Below are 23,978 nucleotides of genomic sequence, written 5' to 3'. Positions count from 1 at the left end.
ATAAAGAGGTGTGCACAATGGTACATTTATGAACCACTATTTAAGAAAAAATATAAAATCGATGCGCATTTAAAGATGTCATAAGTAATTTTTTATCTTCGACCAATCGTTGATCTTCTCATCCAATGTTTTTGGATAACGAGAAGGGGTTGGGCTGGTCGACGGCATTTTCAGCAAATCAATGGTTGTCGGAATCACCGACTTAAAGAATTTCTTGAAAACCGCAAAGGATTTGCTGCCATTAAAGACGATTGCTTTTATTTCGGGATTGTGATTCAACAAGCCAGCGACATCATTTGGCTCTTCGTCCTTAATTGCCGAATCCAAACTGCCCTTGCGAACGCAATAGTGAATTGAATCCCACAGGGCGATCCGATGCCTCTTAATAAAACCAACCTTTTCCTCATAGGACGGCTGATCATATCCTTTATCAAAAAGCGCGTACATGATCATCCAGAACTGGTTTCTCGGATTGGCGTAATACTGTTGCTTTGCCAAAGATTCTCGGCCGGGCATTGATCCTAGTATGAGAACTCGGGCATCTTCCCCAACAATGTACGGCATTGAGTAAACGCATTCATTTGCTTTCATCTTTACTATTCTCCCCGTTATCATGTGCACAGGCAAAAGATACACCGATATTTAATCGAAGCATTATTCTTTAACTGCAGATTGAACAACCGCTTTTTCATCTTTTTTATAGTCCGTTTTATAAGTAACACGACCGATGGAGCAACCGGGACCAATCGTGACATGATTGCCCCTGACTACTTTGGCTTCCGTATCTTCAAGATAGATTTCATCGCCTTCAATAGAGTCCACAACTAACTTTTTGCTGCTGAATGCATTAAAAAGCTGACCAAAAAGGGCAGGTGCGAACCGGCGGTGAACCGTCAACGTACCGCATCCAATCTCTTTAATGCGCGAAGTGTGACCGGATAACGTGATGTCAATCCGCTCGGCGCTGCAGAGCCCGCCTACGGTAAGCGGACCTTCCGAAACGATCTCCTCACCCTCTAAATCACCGCCGACGGATAAGATTCCTGCGGCGCGTACGTTTTCCCCATGAACGCTTCCAAGAACCTTCGCCCTTCCGTTAATCTGAATGTGCTCCCCGGAGACATTTCCTTCCGCCCGACACGTGCCATTGATGGTTATCGACTCCGCGATCAACTGTTTTTCAATCACCCCTGAACCGCTGATCATAACACGTGCTGCCTTGGCATCGCCGCCAATACGCCCTGAGCCGTTAATATCAATGCTGCTGCAAATCAAATCACCGTGAATTTTTCCGCTCCCATTGATTCTGACGTCTTCATAGCATCCACCAGGTGCAGTGCCTGAGCCAGAAATGGATAAATTTTTCTTCTCCTCAATCATCCGAAGATCCCCGCTTCACTAGTTAGTTTTCATCCGCCTTCAAGCGAACAGCTTGACCAACCGTAAACTTACCACTTGTTTTATAAGAACCTGAATACTCAACACGATCAATCTTACACCCCTCACCGATTTCAACGTCGATGCCGCGAACCACTTTTGCCTCAGTGTATTCAAGAAAGACATGGTCGCCTTCAATCGTTTCCGCGCGAAACATGTGCATCGGCGGGGCGCTGAATAACGTACGTCGCCTTTTGACCGACACACGACCGGCGCCAATTTCCTTCACATAATTTTGCGTATTAAATTTAAGAACAATATCAATGGCATCACAATTCAGCAAACCCTCAACGTTGATGCCGCCTTGCATATCTAACGTTTCCAATGATACATTCCCTGCTACATGGAGTGCACCGCGCACTTTCATCTCTTCACCTGTGAGGTTCCGAGCGGCGAACAATTCTCCATAGATCGATGCCTGCTGGAGTGCGCAGTCCCCTTTCACATGAGTCTCGCCGATTAGGCGTGATTCCGCGGCAGCCAGCCTTCCTCCAATGCTTACCTCGCCCATATTTCGAAAATAGTCGCAGGACAGATCCTCAGATACTGAGCATTCACCCATCACCTTACATGTGCTTGCTTCGATGGAACCGGTAACACTGCATTCACCCATGATGCTCACCTTGTCAAATATGCCGCCGTTTGACTGCGTTTCACCCATAACTTTTAAATTCTGTTTTGATTCATGAATCATTCTCGCCAATCCTCCTTTGAATTTCTCCTCTTAATTTCGTTCGATCAACCTTTTCAGTGCCTCCATACTTGAGGAAATGGATTGCGCCTCAATCACGTTCACCCCATCATCAAAATAGAGGGCAACATCCTCCGCTGCAAGGAGAACCATTGAAACACCCATCTTTCGAATAAAATAGAGACGGCTGTTCTTGTCATAAACTTTATGGCTGTTCGTTTTGAGCACATCGAGCAAGTCCCTTGCCTCGGTGCGGTTCATTCGTCCGTCTTTTAACATCTGATCAAGAAGAAATAACGCAAGAACAACGTCAAACGGGTAGTTCTGCTTATGCGGTACGAGTTCTTTATAAATCTGCAACGTAAGGTTCGAAACAATGTTTCGGTCAAGCAATTCTTGTTCGGATAGAATGATTTTTCTAACCGATTGAGGAGAAAATCGCTCCGCCAGCTCATCAAGCGACCGCGTATCTTTCATTTCAGAAATCGTTTGAACGCGTTTGAGTATTTTTTCTTTTGGAAAAAAGGTCTCCTGACCGGTAAATGTCGACTTTCTGATAAACCAATCCTCTGGAATCAGCTGCTTCCTTTTCCAACGGTAGAGCTGCCCATAGGAAATACCGGTCAACTCCAGAAGATCCTTTTTTGCGATTAATTGCTCTTCCATAAGGTCTTCCTTCCTCTCTTTTATGACGCCTTCAATATAACATAACACTGTTACGATGTAAATAATTGCTTTCTCACATTATCACGCTAAATTCCTTGCTTTATTTGTTATAATGAAAAAACACTGTCTTCTTACATAAACGTTGGAAGATATACAAAAAATAGAGACTGCAAACAGAAAGGATATGAAGTAGTGAAACAACAGCTAGAAAGAAAACTAAAAAACAGACATATTCAGCTAATCGCCATCGGCGGCGCGATCGGAACCGGTCTTTTCTTGGGATCGGGAAAAGCAATCCATCTTGCCGGTCCATCCATTTTGTTCGCCTACCTCATTATTGGTGTCGCTTTGTTTTTTGTCATGCGCTCACTTGGTGAACTGCTGCTGTCGAACACAGGTTACGCTTCGTTCACAGATTTCACGGTCGAGTATATCGGCCCATGGGCCGGCTTTGTGACCGGTTGGACCTACTGGTTCTGCTGGATTATGACCGCCATGGCTGATATTACCGCTGTGGGAAAATACATGCAGTTTTGGTTCAATATTCCGCAATGGATTCCTGCCTTTCTTTGCCTGATTGTTCTAACTATCTTAAATCTGCTTACTGTAAAAATGTTTGGCGAAGTTGAATTTTGGTTTGCGATTATTAAAGTGATCACAATTATCGCACTCATTATTCTTGGGTTAGTTATGATCGTTGTTGGTTTCAAAACGGACACGGGACATGCTTCGATACAAAACTTGTGGTCATACGGCGGTTTGTTCCCGCATGGCATTAACGGCTTCTTTCTTGGCTTCCAAATGGCCGTCTTCTCATTCGTCGGCATTGAGCTTGTCGGCGTAACTGCTGCAGAAACCGCCGATCCGGAAAAGAATCTGCCGCGTGCAATCAACAGTCTTCCTGTTCGTGTCCTTCTTTTCTACATTGGTGCCTTATTTGTCATTCTCTGCATCATTCCATGGACACAATTGAGTGCCGACAACAGTCCGTTTGTAAAGGTCTTTACATTGGTCGGCATACCCGCGGCAGCCGGCATTATCAATTTCGTTGTCCTGACGTCAGCTGCTTCTGCGTGCAACAGTGGTCTTTTCTCGACAAGTCGCATGCTTTATTCACTCGGACGTGAGGGCAACGCTCCGAAAAGCTTCTCTATTTTAGGAAGAAGCTCAGTGCCAAGCACCGCATTGATCAGCTCCACGCTGGCACTTTCCGTAGGTGTTGTGCTGAACTACTTTCTGCCGGATTTCGTGTTTACACTCGTTACCAGTATCAGCGCCATTTGTTTTATTTGGGTATGGGGAATTATCCTTGTCTCGCATATCATCTATTTGAAAAAGCGTCCTAAACTGGCAGCCGCTTCGAAATTCAAGGCACCGCTTGCTCCTTTCATTAACTGGGTAGTTCTCGTGTTCTTTGCATTTCTTCTCGTACTGATCGGTCTGGCTGCCGACACACGTGTCGCACTTTTCGTAACACCGGTTTGGTTCCTGATCCTTGTCAGTGCATACCTCATGCGTCGTAAAAAATAAACTTTGCTGATTATAAAAGGTTCCTGTGTGTTTATGCAGGAACTTTTTATTTTTCTCATTATTTTCCAGCGCTGGAAAATGTGAGGATATGCATTGCTTTTATGGCAATTAAGCTATAATACTTGTAAAAGGTGGAAATAAAGTAATTTATTTCATACCATACACTCGTGACTGATGGGGAGGATTTTGATTTTGGCAGGAAAACCGAAACTAGAAGATGTAGCAAGATTTGCCGGCGTTTCGCCAACAACTGTCTCGCGTGTGCTGAACAACCGCGGAGCGATAAGCGATAAGACAAGACGCAGAGTAAACGACGCGATCGCGCAATTGAACTACCATCCAAACGAGATCGCACGTTCTTTATTTGTCAGCAAGACCCATTTTATCGGTCTCGTTTTTCCAACTACTGGTCATCCCTTTTATGGCGAACTGATCTTTCAAATTGAAAATATACTATCCGAGAAAAATTACAAGGTACTCATATGCAATACAATGGATCAAGCAGAGAAAGAGAAAAAATATCTGGATATGCTTCTTGCCAATCAAGTGGACGGCATGATTGTCGGTGCCCATAACATTGGTATAGAAACCTACCAGCGGGCGCACCTGCCCATTGTCGCGATTGACCGTAAAGTTTCGGATACGATTGCCGTCGTAAGCAGCGATAACTACGGGGGCGGGCGGCTTGCCACTGAAGATTTGCTTAATCAAGGGCTCACCAAGATCATCCACATCAACAGCGTGCCGTGTGAAGAAGCTCCATCTAGCTTGCAGCGGAGAAAAGGCTACGAAGATGTAATGAAAGAGCATGGGCTCCCTTTTAAAACCTATGAACTTGACTATCCATTTGATCGAGAAGCGAAGATACAAATCTTGTCATCAATCTTTGCGCAAAACCCAGCTATTGACGGCATGTTCATCAGTGATGATATGACGGCAGCAATCGCGCTCAGTATGGTTAGAAAAATGAAGAGAGATATCCGTATCGTCGGTTTTGACGGAACGGAAACAGTCACCACCTGTGTTCCGGAACTAACCACGATCGTCCAACCTCTTCGGGCAATGGCGCAACTTGCCGTTGACCTTCTCTTGAAAGAGATCAACAATGAATTTGACGGGATTAAAAAGAACTATATATTACCGGTGACGCTAAGACGGGGCACATAACCTCTCAGTCACGACCGCACCATTGTGAATGATGGCAAAACAAAACCGCTTTTTTGGGAATTCTCCCAAAAAGCGGTTTTTAATCTTTAGTAAATATTCTGTATAATATCTAATTTCACCCATCTATAATTTAGTTATACATTTTAGAAGGTGAGGTTTTCTTACATGAAGAAGTTATCGTTGCTCACATGTTTCCTACTCTTATTCACCATAATCAGCGCATGTTCTTCCGGAAATGGTGCTAAGGAGTCCGGAACATCTGCAGAAGCGGATCAAAAACCCGTATACGGCGGCACGCTGACCATTGCCGACCTTAATGATGCAAAAGGGCTCGATCCGCATAAAGAAACAAGTGCTCAATCCTTCCACTATATCGAAAATATGTATGACACCTTATTTCGCTATAAGGATGGGAAATACGGCGTCATCGAAAAGGATCTCGTCAACGATTATACAATTTCCAAAGACGGCAAGACGTATACCCTTCATCTTCACGATAACGTAAAATTTCATAATGGTGATCCGTTAACTTCATCAGATGTTAAATACTCCATTGAGCGGATCATCAAGATGGGTGTTCGCGCGCAACAATTTGATGCTGTGAAGTCCATAGACACGCCGGATAAAACAACGGTTGTCATTACATTAAAACAAGCGGTTGCCCCGTTCATGACGTTCTTAGCCAATCCAATGAACGCGATTGTTAACAAAACTATTGTTGAGAAAAACGGAGGCAAGTTGGATCGGGTTGACGCAGGAAGCGGACCTTTCATGCTTGTTTCTTGGAAGAAAGATCAGGAAATGGTCCTTAAAAAGGATAAATCCTACTTCAAAAAAGGTCTTCCTTATCTAGATAAAGTTGTTTTTAAAGCCATTCCTGACAGCACCGCCCGTTCAACAGCCATTCGAAATAAGGAATTAAATATCGATCTGCAGCTTACCCCAAAAGATAAAATGCTGCTTGATGATGCTTCAGGCGTCACGGTTAAGTCTGTCACCGGCACCTATTGGGAATACATTGGCCTTAATGTAACCAAGGGGCCGCTCAAGAAAAAAGAGGTTCGTGACGCGATTGCATGGGCTGTTGACCGCAATGCGTTGAATAAGCAAGTGAAATTCGGACAAGCAACACCATTGACGGGCGGGCCAATCCCGCCAGGCCATGCCTATGACGCAAAACTGGACACATTCAGCAAACGCGATACAGCTAAAGCGAAGCAGCTGCTAGCTGACGCCGGCTATCCGGATGGGTTCTCGATTACACTTAAGGTCGGACAAAATCAGGATCAAGTCGATGCCGCTCAGGTTATTAAGGACCAGTTAAAAGCTGTCGGCATTAACGTCAAAATTGAGCAGCAAGAAGACAGTGTATTCTTTAATGCACTAGGCAAAAAGCAATTTGAAATGACTATTGTCGGCTGGGTCGGCTTCGTTGATCCGGACGAATTCTTCTACAACATTTTCCATACAGGCGGTGCCTACAACCAGCAAGGTTACGCCAACAAGGAAGTTGACAAGCTGCTTGAAGAAGGTCGCGTCACCATGGATGAAGCGAAGCGCAAACAGATCTATGACCAGGCTCAGAAGTTGATTGTGGAAGATGCACCGATGGTATTCTTGTATGCCAACAAACAATCAACGGCGATGACCGAAACGGTTCATGGATTTGATGTCAACCCAACCGTCACTACGAAGTCTCTGGAAAGCACTTGGCTCAGCAAATAATCATAAGTCTTATTTAAGAAAAACCGATCAAAAAGCGTTCGATCCTTACTTTCACAGGATGTGATGACTTCCGCGTTGTGCACAGGACGTACTTTAACAGGATGTGATGACTTCCGCGTTGTGCACAGGACGTGCACGCCTTTTGCGGAAGTTCCTTTTACTTAGCGGAAGTTCCTTTTACAAGTTAGCGAAAGTTCCTTTTGCTCTGTATGCGGTTTTGAGCCATCAATTTGGTGCCTGACGGGCGCTGCGGCTGCTCGCATCAACAGGGTGCGCTCCCGCAGGCGCCAGAGCACCCCCGCTTTGATTCTCGACCACGACACTAGGTTGTGGCGAATGATATACTTTTTTTCTTGCGAAAAAGACAAGACAGCCCTTGTCTTTTTCATTACATAATAATTTTGTAGGGGCGAACTTATGGGTAAATACATTCTTCACCGATTAATCATCGCTGTACCTATACTTATCGGCATATCGATCTTAACGTTCTTCTTGATCCGGCTTGTTCCGGGAGACACGGTAACAGCAATTCTCGGAACCAATTACGACCCGAAACTTGCGCATAAACTGCGCAGCGAAATGGGGCTGGATCAGCCGGTGATCCTTCAATATTTAATTTGGATCGGACACGTTTTTATGGGGGACCTCGGTACGTCTTCATTTACGGGGCAGCCGGTACTTTCAGCCCTTATGGAACGACTTCCGATCACGCTGGAGCTGGCCCTGCTCAGCTTGATTGTTGCCCTGATCATCGCGATCCCGCTGGGCGTGCTCGCCGCGTACAAACACGGCACCGGAGCCGATTATGCTTCGGGAACATTCGGCATGTTCGGGATCTCCGTTCCAAACTTTTGGTTGGGCACTTTGCTCATTCTCATCTTTTCACTGCACTTGCATCTGCTTCCTTCCGGAGGCTACCAGCCGCTGAGCGCAGGCATCGGCGAAAATCTAAGATCATTGCTGATGCCGGTTATCGCTCTAGGCACAGCGGTTGCCGCCGTAACCATGCGTTCCACACGTTCAGCAATGCTGGATGTACTTAATGAGGACTACATCAAAATGGCAAAAGCGAAAGGTGCCAGCACCGCAAGGATTATATGGAAACACGGGCTTCGCAATGCCTTGGTACCGGTTATGACCGTTGTCGGCATCCAGATCGGCTACCTGCTTGGCGGATCGGTGATCATTGAACAGGTGTTTGCGCTGCCCGGCATGGGCCGGCTTGCCCTGCAGGCCATTTCCAACCGCGACTACAGCCTGCTTCAAGGAACCATTCTGTTCGTTGCCGTAACCTTCATTATGATTAATCTGATGATTGATGTGATTTACGGATTGATTAATCCAAGAATTCGATATAAATAAATGTCGATGAGCTAGTGCGCGCTTAGTAAGTAAAATGAGGTGATTCACGCATGTTAAAAGTCTGGAATCGTTATCGGCACAACCTTTTGGCAGTCAGCGGCTTGGTGTTTATTCTTCTGCTGATCGTCATCGCCATCTTTGCAAGACAAATTGCACCGCACAATCCATATACAATGAGTACAGCGGCTCGGCTTACAGGTCCAAGCAGCTCGCATTGGTTCGGCACCGATCAATTCGGCAGAGACATTCTTAGCAGAATCATTTATGGTTCGCGTATTTCTCTTCAAGTCGGAGTCATTGCCGTTGGCTTTTCCTTCATTGTCGGCACGATCATGGGAATCATCGCCGGCTACAATGGCGGTTGGGTCGATTCACTGATTTCAAGAATTACAGACGTTCTGTTCGCGCTTCCGGATATTCTTCTGGCGCTCGTGATCATGGCGATTCTCGGGCCGAGTCTCAACAATTTGATGCTGGCAATCGGCATTGTCTATACACCGATTTTCTCGCGCATCGCACGCGGGGCTGTATTAAATATCAGAGATTCCTTATATATTGAAGCCGCCTATTCAATGGGCGTTAAGAAGATTAAGATCTTATGGCATCATATTCTGCCAAACATCCTCTCGCCGCTGATCGTTCAAGTCACCCTTTCCTTTGCCTTCGCCATCCTATCGGAAGCTGCGCTAAGCTTCTTAGGACTTGGCGTCTCGCCGGACACCCCTTCCTGGGGCATCATGCTCAGCAGCGCAAAAGATTGGATGGAACTTTCGTGGTGGACGGCTGTATTCCCGGGGATCGCAATCACGCTTGCGGTGTTCAGCTTCAATAGCGTCGGAGACGGTTTGCGTGATGCACTTGATCCAAGAACCGGCACAGGCAACTAATCGATGGGAGGAGAACACGATGAATGACGACCTGCTTCTTGATGTTCGGCATCTCAAAGCATATTTTAGATCAAAACAACGCACCGTGAAGGCGGTTGACGATCTGTCCTTCACTTTAAAAAAAGGCGAAATTCTCGGCCTTGTTGGTGAATCCGGATGCGGAAAAAGTACAACGACAAAGGCACTGCTCCGCTTAATTGGTAATCAAAAAAATGAGTATCTCGAAGGAGAAGCCTTCTTCGAGGGCGAAGATCTGATCAAGAAAAGCGACAAACAAATGCAGACGATCCGCGGCAACAAAATCGGCTTTATCGCGCAGAATCCAATGTCTTCGCTCAATCCGGTCTTTACAATCGGCAATCAGATTGCGGAAGTCCCGCAAATGCATCAGCGTGCATCAAAAAATAAAGCCTGGGCGATCGCTTTAAAGATGCTGCAAAAAGTAGGGATATCCGATCATGAATCCCGTGCCAAACAATTTTCACATCAATTCAGCGGAGGCATGAAGCAGCGCGCAGTCATCGCCATGGCGCTTGCTGGAAATCCATCACTGCTCATTGCCGATGAACCGACAACCGCGCTTGATGTCACGATACAAGCACAAATTCTTGATCTGATGGTTAAGCTCAGAGACGAGACGCATGCAGGGGTTTTGCTCATCACGCATGATTTAGGCGTTGTCGCAGAGGTATGCGACCGCGTTGCCGTCATGTACGCCGGGAAAATTGTCGAGCAGGCACCGGTTGACGAACTGTTTCATCATCCGCAGCATCCCTACACGAAAGGACTGCTTGCATCGGTGCCGAAAATCGGCTCAAGAAAAAAACTGATCCCGATCAGCGGCCACCCGCCAAACCTTTATGAAATGCAGGGCGGCTGCCTGTTTCAAGAGCGATGCCCCTTCGCTTTCGACCGCTGCAAAAAAACCGAACCGCCGCTGCATAAAATCGCAGAACATCATCATTCTGCTTGTCATTTATCAAGTGAGAGGATGAATTCCTTTTGAACCGTGATCATAAACCATTCATTCGCGTCAATCATCTAAAAAAATATTTCCCGGTCGCCAAAAATTGGCGTGGAAAAAACAGCCAATACTTAAAAGCCGTCGATGATGTCTCTTTCTCAATCGACGAAGGCGAAACACTTGGCCTTGTCGGCGAATCCGGATGCGGAAAATCAACAACCGGCCGGCTGCTGCTGCACTTGCTGCCGCCGACATCAGGATCACTATTTTTTGGCGGTCAGGAATTAACCCGGCTGTCGAAGCATGAGCTGTGGCAAAAGCGCCGGGAGATGCAATTAATCTTCCAGGACCCGTATGCCGCACTTAATCCGAGAATGACCATTCAAGCCAGTCTTCATGAGCCGTTAAAAGCTTACGGCGAAGACAAGCGGACGAGAGACGCAACAATCAAAAAGCTAATCGATGCGGTTGGGATCTCGTCCCAGTACTTGAATCGCTATCCTCATGAATTCTCAGGAGGACAATTACAGCGAATCGGCATTGCCCGTTCACTCGCATTGAAACCTAAATTTGTGGTCGCCGACGAGCCCGTGGCTGCACTTGATATGAGTATTCAGGCGCAGATTCTCAATCTAATGAAGGAGCTTCAACAAGAATTCAATTATACGTATCTCTTTATCTCTCATGATTTGAGCGTGATCGATTATATGAGTGATCGCATCGGGGTCATGTATCTTGGAAAAATGGTAGAATTAACAGACCGGGATGCGTTGTATCAAGAACCCCTGCACCCTTATACCCAGGCTCTGCTCTCGGCAATTCCGATTGCAGAACCACAACGATCTAAGAACAAAATCATGCTCAAGGGCGAAATTCCAAGTCCTGTCCATCCTCCGTCCGGATGCCATTTCCGAACGCGATGCCCGTTCGCCAAAGCGATTTGTGCAGAAAAAGAACCGGAGTGGGTTGAAATGAAAAAAGGTCACTATGTCGCATGTCATGTTGTTCAGGAGGCGCACCAATGACTTATTCGATTGTCGCCAAATGTAAAGAAACCGGGTATTTCGGTGCAGCGGTAACCTCATGCTTTCCAGGTATCGGCGCCTATTCACCGACCATTAAAGCCAATATCGGGATTATCGCTTCCCAGGGATGGGTCAACCCCACTTTGGGCCCAATTGGCATCAAATACCTTGAAGCGGGCAAAACAGCTAATGAAACGTTGAACACGCTGCTCATGAAAGATCCGGGCCGAGAATTGCGTCAATTAATCGTCATGGACCATTTTGGAAACAGCGCGGTTTATACCGGTGTTGAAAATGATGATGCCAAAGGGCATATTATCGGCGATCAATTTGCCGTTCAAGGCAATATCCTGACCAGTCTAGATGTAGTCTATGCCGTAGCGGAAACCTTTGAACGAACCAACGGACCTCTACAGGAACGGCTGCTTGCTGCGATGCTTGCCGGAGATAAAATCGGCGGAGACGCGCGCGGAAAACAAGCGGCTGCGATCAAAGTGGTGGCTGAGGAGGGTTTTCCTTATGTCGACTTTCGTGTCGATGATTCAGCTGAGCCCATTCAGGAATTGAATGCCATTTACAAGAATAATAAGCATGTGCTCATCGATGATTACTATGAGTGGATCGATGCAGTCCGGGCAGGCGTAAAACTTCAGGATCGCCAAGCAGCAATGAAAAATGAAAGAGGATAATCCTTTGACGATCAGAACCCGCAACCAGAAACAACAGGATAACCGTCATTTTGTCGCAGCAACGCTTCACAATTGGTGCAGTCGTTTTGCGCTGACCCATCTCTCATTGTGGGAACAGGTCGGAGACAGAAAGCACTGCATCTGGGCCTTTCCTCAGCAGGACTATAGCGTCACGTCGCCAAAGACAGCGGACTGCGTTTCTGTAGCGGATCATTTTTTACTTGTCTTCGTCACGAAAGAAACAGCCGTTTTTCATGATTATTTGCATCAGTGCCGTACGTTTCTGCCTGTATTCTTTGAAGCGGCATTAGCCTCGGAGAAGCGCAGCGTTGAAGAAAAGCTATGGCTCGGTCTGAGCGGGGAGGTGCTGAGTGACGGTGACGACTCCTTTTACGCAAAATTGTTGGACACGCTGATTACAGGTCTCCCTGGTGCCGAAGCCGGTTTATTGCTGCTGAATAACGAGCGGACAAGCAAACTAGTCATTGAGTCCGGCAGCGGATTCGATCATGAATATTATCAACGCATTCAGCTCTCATCCGATGAGTCGCTCGCCGGATCCGCCTTTTCAAAACAAGAACTGCTCGTTTATAACACGAAAACAGATCTTCAACAAGCCATGGCGTCCCTGTCGCCGAAAAACAGAGACTATCTGATTCAGGCATCCCAGTGGAAGCGGATGCCTAGCACGGCGCTTGCTTTTCCAATTATCAACAACCAGCAATCCTTTGGTGCTGTTGTTCTGTTTGGTTTCAGCGATGGCTCCTGTTTTTCACCGGAAACTGTTGATACACTACAGAACGTTTTGAACTATATTTCGTTATTATACGGTCGTTATAAGAACCAGCGCGAAGCAAAAAAAACAAAGCGTGAATTGGACATTACCTATCGCGCGCTTCGCACCGAGCACTCGCAGCTGCAAAAAACGCTCGACTTATATAATATTCTGACTGCATTGAGTCGTAATAACAAAGGCATCAATGAAATCATGGGCGCGATGTACAGCACAGCACATACGCCGATTGTCTATTATGATGAACTGCTCTTCCCTATTGCCTCGTGTGGAACCAGCGCGCAGCACGTACTGCCGGACAATTTTTTAAAAACACGGGAAGCCCGCTACTCCGTGCGCGTGAAAAAATGGCAGCTGCTCAAACTGACAGAGGATGAACTTCTGTTAATCATCCCCGTAGTCGGTGCTGAACGCGTCATCGGGTTTCTCTGCGCCTGGATCAATAAAAATACGTTCAACGACAGCGACCGGACCTTGCTTGAATACAGCGCCTCATTTCTTGGACTTGAGTCCATGAAACGGCAGGCAGTTGAGCAGACAAAGCGGCAGCTGTTCGGCGATATCTTTGACCAGGTGCTGAGTAATAACTTTAACGAGAACATGCTTCAGCAGGCAAAAAATCTGGATCTGAATGAGAAGGATTTTTACACCGTGCTCATCTGCGAATACACTCATGCGGCAACTCCGGGAATTCAGGAGCAATTTTCCAGCGAAGCCTGCATGAAGTGGCTGGAACAAGCGCTCAAGGAAGTGACGATTAAAGGATTAGTTGCCCACAGAAGAGGAGCCATTGTCGCCTTTTTATCCTTCCCGTCTGATTCTGAGAAACGTACCATTGATTCGAAACTCACACGCTTCAGTACGCGCATTAATCAATTTCCAGGAGCAATCAAAGTAGGCATCGGCCGTTTGGAGGAGGGATTTATTCGAATTAATCAATCCTACAACGACGCCCGGCAATGCATCCGCTTGCTTAAAAAGAAAAAAAGCGGTAAAGTGTACCGTTTTTCCAGCGGCGGGATTGATCATTTGCTCATGAATCATGACCCGGATGAGCTGAAGCTTTTTGTTGAGGATCATCTGGGCCTGCTGCTGGAGTATGATGCACGCAAGCATAAAGAACTCTTAAAAACACTCCTCGTCTATTTGGAGCATAATCGTAATCTCCAGGAAACAACTGAGGCATTGATGATCCATCACAATACGCTCTATTACCGGATCAATCAGATTGAATCCATTTTATCGGTCAAGCTTTCTCATAGCGAAGACTGGATGAACCTCGCCATGGCCTGTCGCATCTATCAATTTTTACACGATTGAGCACGCAGCTTCTTTTGCAAAAAGCCGTGTGCTTTTTGTCAACGCCTTTTTTCTTGAAGCGCCATCAGCCTGCGCCGCAGCTTCGGATCGCTGGCGTACAGATACAGCCCATAAACACCGCGCGTCATCAATACATTAATCGAGTTCAGGATGATCTGCTCTTTAATTGCATCGACATGATCTAGATCATCGCGTTTGACGAATGCCGCACCATCCTGGTAGTTTTCTGGACGAATCACAAGCTGGTCGTTCTGCTCGTCATAGGTAACGGTCGGACCGAGAATGACGCCCGCATAATTCAAGTCAAAGCCTTGAATCGTATACACCGATCCAACTTCATCAATCGTATCGGCACGCTCGGCCCACGCCTGCTTGTCGGTCGGTTTCGAGCGGTCCCAGCGCACATGGAAATTCGGCTCATCAATAAAATAGTCCTTGCCATCGAGCGCATACGGATAATCATATGTCGCAAGCAAACGAGACAAATGATCGCGACTGTTGCGCGCTTTGATCACTTGGAAAAGTACTCCCGCATCATCGAAGATGCGAAAATCAAAGGTCTGCTTATGCGGCAGCGGCAGCACATGCTTATGAACGAAGGCATTGATCCATTCCGAGACATCCGCAGCGGCACGCACCCGAAACTGATCGGTTAAATGAAAGATTTCGCTTGGGATGCCGTCCATAAACCGTTTGACGGCCTCGTGATTCCAATAGCTTTTGAGTTTCAACACCTGTTTTTCATCAAAGACGATCACAACCATTCGGCTGCATTTCAAAATCTCCTCAAGCTGGTTGTCCTGATTAAAGCGATTGTAGCGGTCACTTTTGCTTAGCAGCAGATGCGCCTCATCGACAAAGGCAATGTCCGCGCATTCCCCGCGTTTGTGCATTTGGTTAATGAACGAGGTGGGACAAATAAAGTCCTTTTTGTGCACATATGGCAGTTCCTCGGCAATCTCTTTGTACAGTTTAATCATTTCCGCGTGATTGACAATCAGGTAATTCTCCGTATGCGCCAGCGGATCGTCTGCCGCGCCGCCGCGTGATGCGCTTTGAATCGAATTGAAGACGGAACTGAGCACCACACTCTTTCCTGTACCCGCATCGCCCTGAATGATGAACAGCGCCGGACCGGGAGTTTGCACATGAACCCGGCAAAAAGCTTCAATGCTTTGCTTCAGCTTTTTCTGTTGCTCCGACAACTTTTTGAATGGCGAGAGCTTGAACACTGCCTGATTATGGTCATGTTGCACGTGACTCGCTTGCTGCATTTTTGCGCACTCCCTTTTTCCCGTTATCTTTCAATGTAGCGGATTCAATCGCAGAAAAAAAGAGCGGTCAAAAACCCGCTCATTGTGCATCTTGTTGAAAAAGCGCTAAGTACTCCCCATAGCCTTCCTTTTCCAAATCATCTTTTGGAATGAAACGCAGTGCTGCTGAATTGATGCAGAACCGTGTTCCGGTCGGTTCCGTGAAAACATGGCCGAGATGCGCATCGCCCAGCTTGCTGCGTACTTCGGTGCGAAACATACCCAATGTAGTGTCCGGGTGCGTCACAATCCGATGGCTGCTGATTGGCCGCGTGAAACTCGGCCAACCGCAGCCCGCATCGTACTGAGCGGTAGTCGAAAACAACGGTTCACCGGAGACAAGATCAACATAAATCCCGGGCCTTTTGTTGTCCCAATAGGCGTTTTGAAACGGCGGCTCCGTACCGCTTTTCTGCGTCACCTCATACTGGATCGGTGTCAGCTGCTCTTTTAGCTGCTTGTGGTTTTTCTTTGTACCCCAATGTTTCGCGATAAAATCATCCCGCCCGGAGCTCCGCCGATAAAGCTGATAGTGGCCCGAATCTTTTCGATAATAGTCTTGGTGCGCCTCCTCTGCCGGATAGAACGGACTTGCCGGGACAATCTCCGTCACAATCGGCTCACGAAAACGTCCACTTTGCTCCAGTTCTTTTTTTGACCATTCGGCAAGACGCTTCTGCTCGGCATTATGATAGAAGACTGCCGTTCGGTACTGGTCGCCGCGATCATGGAACTGACCTTGACGATCGGTCGGATCAATCTGCTGCCAGTACTGTTCTAATAACTTGCGATACGGATAAACATCAGGATCAAACGTAATTTGCACCGCCTCTGCATGTCCCGTTTTTCCGGAGCAGACCTCACGATAGCTTGGATTTTCTGTATGGCCGCCAGTGTAGCCCGAGCGCACCTTGATAATGCCCGGTTCTTGATCAAAGGGCTGGACCATACACCAAAAACAACCGCCGGCAAATGTCGCCTTTTCCGTTCGCGTCACATCGATCCCCCCCTGATGCATCACTGAAATTGGTTACTTTTAAGCTCATTATAGCATGAACTAAAGAAGCTCCCGCGATTCAAAGTTTCGCGATACTCGATGAGGTCCTTATCGCGATCGTCCGATCTTTCGAGCAACTACCGGCCTCATCCATTTTTTGAGCTACGTGAAAAAAGCATCCCGCCACAGGATGCTTTTTTCATTTGCCTTTACGGCTTCAACTTCATTTTCTTGTTCGGTGTTAGCATTAGCTCCTTGCTGCCCATCGATACCCGCGTTTCCTTCGGGACAAATCCACGCACACGCGTCAGCGGGAACACCCAAGTATACGGCCCGATGCATGTGCCCGGCAGCGTCGCCGAGTTGGCACCGATTCTGCTGAAATCACCGAGCACGCAGCCGAAGAAATCGGTGCCGAATTTCGTATACGTGTCACCGACTTTGACACCGATGATGCCTTGGTCGAAGCGGCGGTTGGCAATAATCGTTCCCGAACCGACACGCGCACCTTGGCCCAGCACTGAATCGCCGGCAAAAGTAAAGCTTTGCACCTTCGCACCGTTCCCCACGATGGCATGCTTAACCTCGCATCCGTGACCGATGACGCAGTTATTGCCGATAATCGTATAGGGACGAACGAGTGCGCCCGATTGAATGGTTACGTTCTCGCCGATAATGACCGGTCCTTCAATGGTAACCTGCGAATGGATCTGTGTGCCTTTGCCAATCGAGTAATTACCATGCAGATAACTGCCTTCAGCTAAACTGCCTTCATTAACTTTCAGATTTTTCGTTTCAACCCGTTCTTCAATAATTTGCGTTGCTTTTTCTAACGCTTCCCAAGGATACGCAACACCTTCAAAGACTTCAGGAACAGCAAAGTTTTCCGTATTCTCAAAAAAATAGCTCAGTTTCAGCTGCTCAACACTCACTTAAATAACCTCCAATACTTAATGATCAGCCATCAAGCTTTACATATTTTTGGGTTTTGCACATGCAGTTGCGGACAAAGAGCCGGTACATCAGTGTCCTGTGGGGTACCATAATGCCCCTTTACCATTATAGCTATTACCTTAAGCAGTTTGTAGATTTTTCGTGATTGTTTACCGACAAAGAAATCCGTTTTTATGGGCATATTTACTTTTGTATACTCTGACATCCCCACTCATTTATGAGATAATTGTGATTAATACGATTGAAATCTGCGCATTTTCTCTTTCTTCTTATTTTTTTCCTTTGCATAACGAATACTATAGTTAGATGCCTGTTATCTGATCGGACAAAATCATTTTTCTACAAAGGGGTGCTGCACCATGCATGAAGCAACAGAAAAAGGGCCGGACTATTTGTCAAAGAGCTACATGGATAAAGTGGATAAATTCTGGCGCGCTGCCAACTATCTATCAGTCGGACAGATTTACTTGAAGGACAACCCGCTTCTCGACCGTCCGATTGTACCCAACGATATTAAGGTTCATCCGATCGGACATTGGGGCACAATTGCGGGACAAAATTTTATTTATGCGCATTTGAATCGAGTCATCAACAAGTACGATGTCAACATGTTCTATATTGAAGGACCGGGACATGGCGGGCAAGTCATGGTATCCAACGCCTATCTTGACGGCAGCTACAGCGAGATTTATCCGGATATATCTCAGGATAAGCAAGGGATGCAGCGATTATTTAAGCAGTTCTCTTGGCCGGGCGGGGTTGCCTCGCACGCAGCGCCGGTAACACCAGGATCCATCCATGAAGGCGGCGAACTCGGCTACTCTATTTCTCATGGCGTCGGCGCCATTTTGGATAACCCAGATCAAATTGCCGCTGTTGTGGTTGGCGATGGTGAATCCGAAACCGGGCCGCTTGCCGCCTCGTGGTACTCGAATCATTTTATTAACCCCATTCATGACGGAGCAATTCTGCCCATCGTTTACATTAATGGCTATAAATTAAGCAACCCAACCCTCTTCTCTCGAACATCCGATGAGGATCTAAAGCATTATTTTGAAGGTATGGGCTGGGATCCTTTCTTTGTCGCAGGCAGTGATCCGGAACTTGTCCATCCGGCAATGGCCGAAGCCATGGATCAAGCCATCGAAAAAATTATTAGCATTCAAAAAAATGCCAGAAAAAATAACGATGCGACGATGCCTCAATGGCCTGTGATTATCTTCCGGAGTCCTAAGGGTTGGACTGGTCCGAAAGTCTGGGAAGGCAAGCCGGTTGAAGATTCGTTTCGGTCGCATCAGATCCCAATCCCTGTTGATCAACAGCACATGGAACATATCGATGACCTGATGCACTGGTTAAAATCCTATAAACCGGAAGAACTTTTCAATTCGGATGGCTCGTTAAAATCCGATATTGCTCAAATAATCCCTAAAGGGTCAAAGCGTATGGCGACCAATCCAATAGCAAACGGCGGCATTAATCCGCGTGACCTGCGCCTTCCGGATTATCGAAACTATGCCGTCGACACCAAAGAGCGGGGCAAACAGGTCGCTCAAGATATGGTCATCTTTGGCGACTATATTCGCGATATCCTTCCGCTCAATCCGACTAACTTCCGCATTTTCGGTCCTGACGAAACCGCCTCGAATCGGTTAGGAGCTGTTTTTGAAGTGACCAATCGGCAATGGTTGGGCGAAATTGATGAACCTCGCGATGAATTTGTCGCTGCGTCCGGTCGCGTTCTGGATGCGCAATTGTCTGAACACCAAGCAGAGGGCTGGCTCGAGGGCTATACACTGACCGGCCGACATGGCTTTTTTGCAAGCTATGAAGCGTTCCTGAGAGTGGTCGACTCAATGCTCACGCAACACTTCAAGTGGCTGCGCAAAGCGAGTGAACTCGCATGGAGAAAGTCTTATCCATCGTTAAACCTTATCGCGTCATCTACCGTTTTCCAGCAAGACCATAATGGCTATACGCATCAAGATCCGGGCATGCTCACCCATCTTGCGGAGAAGAAGCATGATTTTATTCGTGAATATCTGCCGGCAGACGCAAACACATTGCTCGCAGTTGCAAATAAGATTTTTAGAAGCCGCGATAAGATCAATTTGGTCGTAACATCCAAGCACCCGCGCGCGCAATGGTTTTCTATCGAGGAAGCCTCGGAACTGGTCGACAACGGACTCGGGATCATTGACTGGGCAAGCACCGATCAGGGATCGGAACCGGACCTTGTTTTGGCCAGTGCCGGCACCGAGCCGACATTGGAGAGTCTCGCCGCAGTTCACCTGCTTCACCAGGCATTCCCTGAAATGAAAATCCGCTTCATTAATGTAGTGGATCTGCTGAAACTGAAAAGCCCGAAGAAAAGTCCAAGAGGGTTGTCCGATGAAGCGTTCGACCACTATTTCACAAAAAATAAGCCGGTCCTTTTCGTTTTCCACGGCTATGAAGACTTGATTGAGGATCTGTTCTTTGGTCGCCACAACACGAATCTGACCGTGCATGGCTATCGTGAAAACGGGGATATTACCACACCTTTTGATATGCGTGTGCTGAACCACTTGGATCGTTTTCACTTAGCCAAAACCGCAATCACTTTGCAGCCGCGTTTCGCAGAAAAAGGTGACGCGTTCATCGCGCAGATGGATCGTATGATTGCCAAACACAATCGCTACATTCGCGATGAAGGTGCAGACCTGCCGGAAGTAGCCGATTGGAAATGGGCACCGTTAAATTAAATGGCGTTATTCTCTTGCCCCCTAATCAGCCGTTTGATTAGGAGGCTTTTAATTTATTGCCACCTACTCAGGCTCCATATATAATACAAGTACACATATTTTTGCCGTTTGGATGTTGACGTCCACTTGAGGAGGGCCTGTATTGACTACTTACCTACGTAAAGCGACAAACCATGATTTTCCAGAGATTAAAAAAATTATTGAACAAGCCAAACAATTGCTGAAAGCCGACGGTATTGATCAATGGCAGGATGGCTATCCGGACGATGCCGTTATACGCAACGATATTGCCCAAGAAATAAACTATGTACTCCTTGTTGATGGCAAAATCGCCGCTACAGGCGTTATTTTCGAAGAAAAAGAACCGGCCTATGAAGCGATTGAGGAAGGCAGCTGGATCAAGACCAAAGCACCCGCGTATGCTTCGCTTCATCGGTTAGCCATCTCCCCCGACTTTCGCGGTCGCCGCTTATCGTCAACTTTGATGAGTCATCTCATCACTGCGGCATCATTAAAAGGATACATCGACCTCAGAATCGATACCCATCCCGAAAACCCGCGCATGCAGCATGTAATTAAAAAAGCAGGCTTTGATTATCGCGGAGTTGTTCGTTTGGATATGCCGAATGGCAAACGTTGGGCGTACCAGTTGGTATTGGCTTAATATGTAAATCAGGAATACGAAAAAAGAGCAGATCGCCTCACGCAGATCTGCTCTTTCATTATGGTTCTTGCGAATAATCTTCACGTCTTCTTAACTGCTGTCGGTACTATCTTATCTTGTGAACATCCATTTCAATAGCTTGCAGATACCTATGATGAGCAGAATGATCACTAACCATTTCAACAAAAAACCGAAAAAAAGAAATAAAACCAGCGCGAGAATACCGACCGCAACCCATGCAAAAGCTGTAATCAACACGCCGCCAACCGCAATCAACACAACAAAAATAATAATCGTTGCAATTAATCCAAAGATAAGTCCCATTTCATTCGTTCCCTTCGTGACACGTTCATAAGCTGTGCACAAGCGTGATTGGTAGAAAAATAATTGATTTGCTTATGCACCTCTAACTCTATAAGCTTACTATAATGCGAGACGGACGTTTTGATAATGAGCGCAAGGCGGGGAATTTGCTACGTCTTAAGACTTATTTTCACGGATTCAATTGCTCGCGCAAAAAACGAACCAAATGATCAATTTTACGTGCGGCGCATGTATGCGCGCACGGTGACCGGTGCAAATACAGCTACAATCACAGCCGCTCCAATAAGAGAGATAGCAAAATCCCAGCCAAAAGTTCCGGAGTTGGCCAGATTTCGAACAGCCGTAACTAAATGCGAAACCGGATTGATTTTAACGAACCACTGCAGCCAGTCAGGCATCGTGTTCACCGGCACAAAAGCATTGGAGAGAAATGTAAGTGGAAACAGGGCAAGCATTGAGATTCCTTGTACGCTTGACGCCGTACGCGCGATCACACCAAAAAAGGCGAAGATCCAACTGATTGCCCAGGAACACACAATTACGAGAATGCCCGCGATTGCCACATAAGCAAGCCCTCCATCAGGCCGATAGCCCATGATATAGCCCATAGTAAAAGTGAGTACCGTTGCAATGGTATAGCGGATGGTGTCTGCCAGTAATGCGCCTGCAAGCGGAGCAATTCGCGCAATCGGCAGCGATTTAAATCGATCGAATACGCCCTTATCCATATCCTCACGCAGCTGAACTCCCGTGACGATTGAGGTCGTGATCACAGTCTGCACAAGGATGCCCGGAATGATGACCGGCAGATAGCTCTGCACATTTCCAGAAATTGCCCCTCCAAAGATATACGTAAACATCAAAGTAAAGATGATGGGCTGCAGCGTGACGTCAAACAATTGCTCGGGCGTGCGCCGGATCTTCAGTATACCTCGATAGGCCATTGTAAATGAGTTGCGCACCGATTGACCGAAGCTCACATAGTTAGTCAATTGCCTGTCGGCGACCGGTTTAATCATCGTATTTTTCATCGCTGCGCACCTCTCACTCTGTTCGATTCATCCGTTGCTTTTGATGTGTCTTCCTTTGCAGTATGGCCGGTAATCGTTAAAAAGACTTCATCCAGGGTTGGTTTGGTTTCTGTACACTCAACTCAGCAAGATGAATGCCCGCGTTTCGAAGAACAATCAACAGGTCAGTCACACGGTCGGCATCCGCCATCGGGGCGGTTATTTTCCCGCCCTCCGGTGATACAGTTGCCTTGACGTTGAGCACATGTTCAACAGTCCGGCACGCTTCTTCAAGTTCCAGTGGATTTTGAATTTTCAATTGTAGCGATGAGCTGCCAATCGACGCTTTCAGATCATCACCGGTTCCCTCAGCAACAACTTGACCATGATCAATTACCGCAATGCGGTCAGCCAGTTCATCCGCTTCTTGAAGATACTGCGTTGTCAACAATACAGTTGAACCCGTCCTTACCAACCGTCGGATCGTTTGCCACATTTGATTACGTGTACGCGGATCCAATCCGGTTGTCGGTTCATCCAGAAAAATTAGCGGCGGCTGCGCAATCAGACTCGCTGCCAGATCCAATCGGCGGCGCATCCCACCGGAGAAATTTTTCAGCGGCCGTTTTGCGGCTTCCGTTAAGCCGAACTCTTCTAGAAGCTCCGCTGCTTTGCGCCGGGCCTCGGCATGCCCCAACCCGAGCAGCCGTGAGAAGATCACCAGATTCTCGGTAGCACTGAGCGCCTCATCCACCGATGCGTATTGACCGGTCACGCCAATTAATTGACGTACAATTTGCGATTCACGCACCACATCATGTCCGAAGATACGCGCAGAACCTGCTTCTGGTCGCAATAATGTCGCGAGCATTCTTATTGTGGTCGTTTTCCCCGCTCCATTCGGACCCAGAACGCCGTAGATCGTACCGGCACGCACGTTCAGATTCACGCCGTCAACAGCACGATTGTCACCAAACGTTTTGACCAAGCCTTCTGCCTCAACAGCCCAATCACCAGTGTTCAGCATTTTTTTCCTGCTATTTTTGTCGTTCATTTTCATTCCTCCCTTTGTCTCACTATACTTTGAATTCATATTTTTTATAATGAACTCTGGTCGGGGAATGACCTCCTCCTAGGGGCGGATTTTCATCACCCATGCTTCTCTTAGAGTCTTCCTTGATAAACACTTTAAGAATTAACCGGATTGGGTTGTGATTGGTGGTGTCATTTTATCGGGACTCATCCTAGTTCAAACATGAATTCTTCTATAAAAATGGTAAAGACAACCGCCGCTATACAATAATGAAAAGTAGACGTGAGATGCGCAGTAAACAGCTCCCGAAAATTTGCGGATGGACGATCTGAATCGCAAAACGATAGAAAAAGTGATAAAACTAAGAAAGCTGAGCCGAAGAGAAGGAGTTAGACCGACTATTGAAGTTCAACCTAACGAGGGAAATGTTGAACCGAACACGATCAAAGTCGAACCCAAGAGCGGAGAAGTTGAACCCAATCCCCGAAGTTGAACCGAACCATCGGAAAGTCGAACCGAACGCGACCAAAGTCGAACCCAAGAGCGGAGAAGTCGAACCGAAGACCAAAAGTCCAACCTAACGAGTGAAAGTTAAACCTAATTCTTGGAAAATTCAACCTAAGAGAGAAAAAGTAGTAACGAATTCCCTAACTCGTATCGAACCGAAGGAAAATCGTAACGAA

The 23,978-nt window shown here is 47.0% G+C and carries 21 protein-coding genes and 1 pseudogene; 12 read left to right on the top strand and 10 right to left on the bottom strand.

Translation table 11 applies throughout. From position 1 onward, the window contains the following. Positions 1-78: 78 nt before the first annotated feature. The 4 genes from BM003_RS05990 to BM003_RS05975 form a co-directional block, all read right to left on the bottom strand. Positions 79-591, bottom strand: a complete 513-nt coding sequence (locus BM003_RS05990; RefSeq protein WP_093671119.1) for a DNA-deoxyinosine glycosylase — start codon at positions 589-591, stop codon at positions 79-81. Positions 592-654: 63 nt separating this feature from the next. Beyond that, entirely contained in the window at positions 655-1,380 is a 726-nt protein-coding gene (locus BM003_RS05985; RefSeq protein ID WP_093671117.1) for a bactofilin family protein, read from the bottom strand. 22 nt (positions 1,381-1,402) lie between these two features. Next, a complete protein-coding gene (locus BM003_RS05980) occupies positions 1,403-2,131 on the bottom strand; it encodes a hypothetical protein (protein ID WP_093671115.1) in 729 nt (242 codons plus the stop codon). Positions 2,132-2,161: 30 nt separating this feature from the next. After that, positions 2,162-2,794: a YhbD family protein gene (locus BM003_RS05975; RefSeq protein WP_093671113.1), complete on the bottom strand. Its 633-nt coding sequence runs from the start codon at positions 2,792-2,794 to the stop codon at positions 2,162-2,164. Between the two features lie 192 nt (positions 2,795-2,986). Here BM003_RS05975 and BM003_RS05970 point away from each other — a divergent pair, with 192 nt between their 5' ends. From BM003_RS05970 to BM003_RS05930, 9 genes are all read left to right on the top strand, one after another. Further along, positions 2,987-4,324, top strand: coding sequence for an amino acid permease (locus BM003_RS05970; protein WP_245734079.1), 1,338 nt, complete (start codon positions 2,987-2,989; stop codon positions 4,322-4,324). A 192-nt stretch (positions 4,325-4,516) separates the two neighbouring features. Next, positions 4,517-5,491 (top strand): LacI family DNA-binding transcriptional regulator, encoded by a 975-nt coding sequence (locus BM003_RS05965; protein WP_245734078.1) that lies wholly within the window; start codon positions 4,517-4,519, stop codon positions 5,489-5,491. Between the two features lie 165 nt (positions 5,492-5,656). Beyond that, entirely contained in the window at positions 5,657-7,216 is a 1,560-nt protein-coding gene (locus BM003_RS05960; RefSeq protein ID WP_093671107.1) for an ABC transporter substrate-binding protein, read from the top strand. Positions 7,217-7,633: 417 nt separating this feature from the next. Continuing rightward, positions 7,634-8,578, top strand: coding sequence for an ABC transporter permease (locus BM003_RS05955; RefSeq protein ID WP_093671105.1), 945 nt, complete (start codon positions 7,634-7,636; stop codon positions 8,576-8,578). Between the two features lie 50 nt (positions 8,579-8,628). Continuing rightward, positions 8,629-9,465, top strand: coding sequence for an ABC transporter permease (locus BM003_RS05950; protein WP_093671103.1), 837 nt, complete (start codon positions 8,629-8,631; stop codon positions 9,463-9,465). Between the two features lie 19 nt (positions 9,466-9,484). After that, the gene (locus BM003_RS05945; protein ID WP_093671101.1) at positions 9,485-10,471 is read left to right on the top strand and encodes an ABC transporter ATP-binding protein; all 987 of its coding nucleotides are present in this window, start codon (positions 9,485-9,487) and stop codon (positions 10,469-10,471) included. After that, positions 10,468-11,454 carry an ABC transporter ATP-binding protein gene (locus tag BM003_RS05940; protein WP_093671099.1) on the top strand — a complete coding sequence of 329 codons (987 nt, stop codon included), beginning with the start codon at positions 10,468-10,470 and terminating at the stop codon, positions 11,452-11,454. Before BM003_RS05945 ends, BM003_RS05940 begins: the two co-directional genes overlap by 4 nt. Next, on the top strand, positions 11,451-12,143 hold the full coding sequence (locus BM003_RS05935; RefSeq protein ID WP_093671097.1) for a DUF1028 domain-containing protein: 693 nt from the start codon (positions 11,451-11,453) through the stop codon (positions 12,141-12,143). The genes BM003_RS05940 and BM003_RS05935 overlap by 4 nt, the downstream gene beginning before the upstream one ends. Positions 12,144-12,147: 4 nt before the next feature. Continuing rightward, positions 12,148-14,256, top strand: a complete 2,109-nt coding sequence (locus tag BM003_RS05930; RefSeq protein WP_143128435.1) for a helix-turn-helix domain-containing protein — start codon at positions 12,148-12,150, stop codon at positions 14,254-14,256. A gap of 38 nt (positions 14,257-14,294) precedes the next feature. Here the strand turns inward: BM003_RS05930 and BM003_RS05925 are convergent, their stop codons facing one another. From BM003_RS05925 to BM003_RS05915, 3 genes are all read right to left on the bottom strand, one after another. Continuing rightward, a complete protein-coding gene (locus BM003_RS05925) occupies positions 14,295-15,530 on the bottom strand; it encodes a DUF2075 domain-containing protein (protein WP_093671093.1) in 1,236 nt (411 codons plus the stop codon). Between the two features lie 79 nt (positions 15,531-15,609). After that, entirely contained in the window at positions 15,610-16,566 is a 957-nt protein-coding gene (msrA, locus tag BM003_RS05920; protein ID WP_281242868.1) for a peptide-methionine (S)-S-oxide reductase MsrA, read from the bottom strand. A 209-nt stretch (positions 16,567-16,775) separates the two neighbouring features. Further along, complete coding sequence (locus tag BM003_RS05915) at positions 16,776-17,498, bottom strand: LbetaH domain-containing protein (protein ID WP_093671089.1); 723 nt, start codon at positions 17,496-17,498, stop codon at positions 16,776-16,778. Positions 17,499-17,879: 381 nt separating this feature from the next. Between BM003_RS05915 and BM003_RS05905 the strand changes: the two genes are divergently transcribed. Both BM003_RS05905 and BM003_RS05900 read left to right on the top strand, forming a co-directional pair. Then, positions 17,880-20,264 (top strand): phosphoketolase family protein, encoded by a 2,385-nt coding sequence (locus BM003_RS05905; RefSeq protein ID WP_093671085.1) that lies wholly within the window; start codon positions 17,880-17,882, stop codon positions 20,262-20,264. Positions 20,265-20,406: 142 nt separating this feature from the next. Continuing rightward, positions 20,407-20,928 carry a GNAT family N-acetyltransferase gene (locus BM003_RS05900; RefSeq protein WP_093671083.1) on the top strand — a complete coding sequence of 174 codons (522 nt, stop codon included), beginning with the start codon at positions 20,407-20,409 and terminating at the stop codon, positions 20,926-20,928. A gap of 111 nt (positions 20,929-21,039) precedes the next feature. Here BM003_RS05900 and BM003_RS05895 read toward each other — a convergent pair whose 3' ends face one another. From BM003_RS05895 to BM003_RS05885, 3 genes and pseudogenes are all read right to left on the bottom strand, one after another. Then, positions 21,040-21,252, bottom strand: coding sequence for a hypothetical protein (locus tag BM003_RS05895; RefSeq protein ID WP_093671081.1), 213 nt, complete (start codon positions 21,250-21,252; stop codon positions 21,040-21,042). 215 nt (positions 21,253-21,467) lie between these two features. After that, positions 21,468-22,283, bottom strand: a complete 816-nt coding sequence (locus tag BM003_RS05890; protein WP_093671079.1) for an ABC transporter permease — start codon at positions 22,281-22,283, stop codon at positions 21,468-21,470. Further along, positions 22,280-23,316: pseudogene (locus tag BM003_RS05885) on the bottom strand (ATP-binding cassette domain-containing protein). The gene BM003_RS05890 and the pseudogene BM003_RS05885 overlap by 4 nt, the downstream one beginning before the upstream one ends. Positions 23,317-23,723: 407 nt before the next feature. Here BM003_RS05885 and BM003_RS17565 point away from each other — a divergent pair. Further along, complete coding sequence (locus BM003_RS17565) at positions 23,724-23,876, top strand: hypothetical protein (RefSeq protein ID WP_177184662.1); 153 nt, start codon at positions 23,724-23,726, stop codon at positions 23,874-23,876. Positions 23,877-23,978 lie beyond the last annotated feature (102 nt).

Origin of the sequence: Sporolactobacillus nakayamae (assembly GCF_900113325.1) — a bacterium.
GTDB classification, from domain to species: Bacteria; Bacillota; Bacilli; order Bacillales; family Sporolactobacillaceae; genus Sporolactobacillus; species Sporolactobacillus nakayamae.
This window is presented reverse-complemented; position numbering and strand designations above follow the sequence as displayed.